The 4915-nt window shown below is 56.5% G+C and carries 4 protein-coding genes; all 4 read right to left on the bottom strand.

Annotated elements, in window-relative coordinates; all coding sequences use genetic code 11:
* Positions 1–678: 678 nt before the first annotated feature.
* Entirely contained in the window at positions 679–1059 is a 381-nt protein-coding gene (locus AC11W3_RS09155; protein ID WP_484092897.1) for a cyclic nucleotide-binding domain-containing protein, read from the bottom strand.
* 559 nt (positions 1060–1618) lie between these two features.
* Entirely contained in the window at positions 1619–2329 is a 711-nt protein-coding gene (locus AC11W3_RS09150) for an ABC transporter substrate-binding protein (RefSeq protein ID WP_484092896.1), read from the bottom strand.
* A gap of 156 nt (positions 2330–2485) precedes the next feature.
* Complete coding sequence (locus tag AC11W3_RS09145; protein ID WP_484092895.1) at positions 2486–2935, bottom strand: VOC family protein; 450 nt, start codon at positions 2933–2935, stop codon at positions 2486–2488.
* A 152-nt stretch (positions 2936–3087) separates the two neighbouring features.
* Positions 3088–4527 carry an IS1182 family transposase gene (locus AC11W3_RS09140; protein WP_484092894.1) on the bottom strand — a complete coding sequence of 480 codons (1440 nt, stop codon included), beginning with the start codon at positions 4525–4527 and terminating at the stop codon, positions 3088–3090.
* Positions 4528–4915 lie beyond the last annotated feature (388 nt).

Genomic DNA, 4915 nt, shown 5'->3' with positions numbered 1-4915 from the left:
TCGAAAAGGGGCACAGCCATGCATCGAATTGCATCAGCACTCTTGCCGTTGCGAGTTTGACGGTTGGACTAAGCCAGATGGCTTTGGCAGCGGACTTGCCGCAGCGGCCCGCGCCGGCGCCACTGTTGGCTCCCACCCCAGTCTACAACTAGACCGGAGTTTATTTCGGCATCAATGGCGTTTGGGGGTGGGGAAGTCAGGAAGCACTTAACCTGATCACCAACCGTTTCGAGGGCGACTCGGTTTCATTTTTCGGTGGCGTGTTTGGTGGAACGGCCGGTGCGCAAATTCAATCGGGCCATGTTGTTATCGGCTTTGAAGCCGATCTCGACTGGGCAGGTTTGAAAGGCTCCCCCACATTTGTTCCGACCGCCGGTTGGGCGATTGGAAACGTCACAAGCTTTAAACCTAGGAGCTGAGCGGCATTCTCCATGTCGCGGAGAAACACTTTGTGGACGGGATTATTCGGGTTGAAAAGCCGCTGCAATCGAGGTCAAAACAGCTTGTCCAGGGCCCGCCGCCGAATGACTGGTCCAGATCTTGGCTATCCGTAGCGGGCTCCAAGTCATGGGAGGAACGCTCAATCCGAGCACCACGGCCTACTGGGTCGCAAGGACTGAGCCATGTCGGCCTTTTCCCAGCAAATCGATAGGACGCGCGTACTCAAAATATGAAAACTTATTGCGGCCGCAGTGAAACGACGAGGGCGTCATTGGCGCGGTCAAGGCGCCGTGCCAAGACGCCCGCAACATAAAAAAGCGCGGCCGCGCTGTATCCAAGTAGCGCGGCGTCGGCAATATAAAACTGCGAGCGTTTCAAGGCACGTACGTCCGCGGTGTGTGGCTGATCTAGTAAAGCGGAGATTTCGCCAAACACCGCGCCGGGCTCATCCACTATGGCGATCTGGGTGCCATGCCTCACGACCGCAACAGCACCATCCTTGAGAAACAGCAACCGGCCTGTCCTCGAACCAGCGGCGAGCACGACCTCGTCAGTGCGATAGGTTGCAACCGGCAGGTCGGCGTAATGGAAACTTGAGTAGGTAGAGGTAACCTGCATGTCCAAACCTCCAAATCTCAAATCTGAAAAGTAGGCAGGACCTCGTGCTCGCAATGTGATGTGGTTCACACAACCGCGCGCCGCATTCTTTGTGTGATCATTTTGCCGCTCTCCTAGGCTGCTGATTACCGCTGCCGCTTGTCCGCTTTGGGTCATAAGCAGACATTTGCGGTGCAAAAGGTCATGTCCGCATTACCTCCGAAAACAGACATGTGCGGTGCCACTAGGGATGTCCGCTATGGGCCAGAAGCGGACATCCAAGACCGGAATGCGTGCAGCGCATTTTCCACTGTCGACTTTTAACAATTTGGTGTTGTAACAATAAAGCTAGCCGCAAGTGGGTAATTCCATGATTAAATCTACCTTTGTGATTGTGTCTTGTATTATGATTGCTGTGGGATTTGTTTTTTACTTTGTCGGACATCGTAAGAGAGACTCCCTCGATGTCCCATTGCTATCGAACCACGCAAAAATGCTTATAGGCGGCAGCTTGATTATTTTCGGTTTAGGTTTTTTAACGATGGCCATCAAATAACCGGGCGGCAAGGTCGGCTTTGGGTCATAAGCAGACATTTGCGGTGCATCTTGCATTAAAAAATGGATCAGACCCGACAAGCAATGCATCTGGACGTAGGTCAGAGAGAGCCCTAAAGGCCGCATCAAGCTCGCTCACAGTGCTGGCGCTCTGAAGTTGAATCGTCAGCCCATTCGCCTGCGCAGCCGCCCGAACATCCCTGAGTTCGGGGGGCGCGTCTGGACTGATCGGGTTGATGAGCATCGCGATCTTGGTGGCCTTAGGAACGAGCTCGCGCAGTATTTCCAGACGCTTCTGCGCGAGCGGTCCCGTGATCAAGGTGATGCCGGTGGCGTTGCCACCTGGCCGATTGAAGCTCGCAACCAGCCCAGCCGCAATCGGATCAAGGCCCACAACGAAGACGATCGGTATCGTCGTCGTCGCAACTTTCGCCGCAAGTGCCGCAGGTGGTGCAAGCGCTACAATGAGGTCAACTGGCCGACGCACAAATTCAGCCGCAAATGCCGGGAGGCGATCATACCGGCCCTCGGCGAAGCGATATTCGATGGTAACGTTCTTACCTTCTTCGTAGCCAGCATCACTGAGACCACGTCGCCACGCAGCCATTAGTTCACTTTGTGCCTGTGATAGCGAGCTCAGGAACCCAACCACCGGCATGGCGGGCTGCTGCGCGCGAGCGACAAGCGGCCACGCAACTGCTGAGCCAGCAACTTTGATGAAATCTCGCCGCCGCATTTACCGCTCCCGGCTCAGAGCGGCATCGTATCAATCTGTACCGGTTTTTCTGAAAGGGGACAGAGAAGTGGGAATCTGCCGATGTCCGCTTTGGGTCAGAAGCGGACATTTCCACCTGCGCGAACCGAATGTCAGCTAGGGCCAGACTGGCCGTAGCTAATTTTCGTAACCTACGGGTTGGAATTCGACCCCGCCCGCGAGAAGCCCCATGCCCGGCACGTGGTTCAATTCGAGCCGAATGCCCTCTGGATCCTCGAAGAGCACCGAGTAATAGCCAGGAGCCCACCCTCCCTCTTCCGGCGGGTGCACGATCTTCGCGCCGATTTCGGTGAGGTGGCGGTAAAAGCGATCGACGTCTTCGCGCGAGTAGGCGCGAAAACAAAGGTGGTGGAGACCGATCCGGGTTTGCCGGAAAACTTCCTTCCGGTGGGCCTCGTCGGCGGGGATGACGCCGATCGCGGTCTTTCCTCCCACGAAGTAAGCGCCTTCTTTGCGCTTGAACACGGTTTTGAATTCGAGAAACTGAAAGATCTTTTCGTAGAATGGAATCGTCGTCTCGGGGTGATTCACGGTCAGGATCGTGTGCGCGATACCGTTTATCTTCATCGGTGCCCTCCCTAATTTCCCGGTGGTCGGGCGTGATATTGTTATTACGATAGCACTTCGCATGTCCGCTTTGGGTCTTGGTTGTGTAAAAACGCTCTGGGGACGAGCGCAGAATTGAGAGCCTGCGCAAGGAGGAGACGCGCATCTCCTGATTATGCCCTCATCGCCGCTATGAGGGGCTGTGTGCCCATCATGTTCATTACGCGGGTGAGGTTGTAGGCCAGAACGTGTAGTGCCATCTCGGAGGCAACCCGCGGGAGCGTCTTCATCAGGAAGTGTGTGGCTCCCATCCGCGCCTTGATTGTCCCGAACGGATGCTCGACCGTCTCACGCCGCTGGCGCATCTTCTCTGAATGCTCATCGAGCCGCCGCTGAACGGCTTCGAGAACGTGCTCGTGCTCACATCGCGTGATCCGTCGCTCTTTGGCGGTGGTGCAGCGATTTTTGATGGTGCAGTTCTGACAGGCGTTGGTCCAGTATCGGCGTAGTGCCGATCCATTCTCCTCGCTGGTGTAGTGATAGGCGAGCTTCTCCCCGGCGGGACAAACGTAAACGTCCTCCTCAGCCACAAAGCGGAAATCCTGCTTACCAAAGCGCCCTTTCGCTTTTGCGTTCGAGGTCATCGGCTTTGGTAGCGTGACCGTGATGCCGGCTTTGTCGCACGCCAGAATCTCCTCGCTGCTGAAGTAGCCGCGGTCGGCGATGACATCGAGGTCCGTTACTTCCAGTGTTGCCTGCGTCTCTTTGGCCATATGGGCGAGCTGTGCTCGGTCGCTCCCGACGTTGGTCACCTCGTGTGTAATGATCAGATGGTGTTCGGTGTCGACTGCGACCTGGACATTGTAGCCCACCACACCTGACCCTCGACCGCTCGTGGCCATCGAACGGGCATCAGGATCGGTCAGCGATATCTGTTGGTCAGGCGTTGCCAGCATCCGCGCCTTGAGCCCATAGAGGCGCTGCATCTCCTCTTTCAGCTTCGCGATCTTCTCCTTCAGACGGGTTGTCTTTGTCTCGTGTGCCTCAGACGGCTCCTGCCGATCGGCACTGTCGAGCTCGCGCAGATAGCGGGCGACGCTCTCCTCGATCTGCGCCATGCGCCGCTCCATCTTCGCCCGGGTAAAGTTCCTGTCCCGGTTGTTCACCGCCTTGAACTTGCTGCCGTCAATCGCAACGCTGACTTCCGTGAACAAGCCGAGAGCGCGACAGAGCATGATGAACCGGGCGCACACCTTGCGAATGGCCCCGCCATTGTCCTTGCGGAAGTCGGCAATCGTCTTGTGATCGGGAACAAGCCGGCCCGTCAGCCACATCACCTCAACGTTGCGCCCAGCCTCGCGCTCAAGCCGGCGGCTTGACTGAACCCGATTGAGATAGCCGTAAATGTAGAGCTTCAGCAGGACCGAGGGATGATACGAGGGTCGGCCAGTTACCTCGGGAGCAACCCCATCGAACCCCAATTCGCCGAGATCGAGCTCATCAACAAAAACATCGATCACCTGAACCGGATTATTCTCGTCGATCCAGTCCTCTAGGCACTCTGGAAAAAGCGTGCTCTGCCCGCGATCCGTGCCCTCAACGAAGCGCTTCATCCGATCCCTCGCAGCGTCAGAATCACTGTTTGCGAGAATCACATGAAGCCCGACGTTTTTACACAGCCAGGGTCATAAGCAGACATTTGCAGCGCAATAGGCGATGTCCGGCTTTGGCCCCCTGAAAGCGGACATCAAATGCGTCAAGGCCACGATGGGCCAGGAAGAAACATGCGCAACCTCCCGCCGACGCTGCGAACTGCGGCAGATAGCACAGCTAATCCTGACTACGGTTGTTTTGTCAGAACGATGTGGGTTGCGGCAGCTGAGGGAACATGCTCTGTCACTCGATAACCGAGCTTAGGGAGGTCAAGTCCCGAAAGTAGATGTTCGCCTGCGCCGAGCAGCACTGGCGAAATTGCCAAGTGCATTTCGTCGACGAGACCCT

This window comes from Geomonas sp., assembly GCF_056994735.1.
This window is presented reverse-complemented; position numbering and strand designations above follow the sequence as displayed.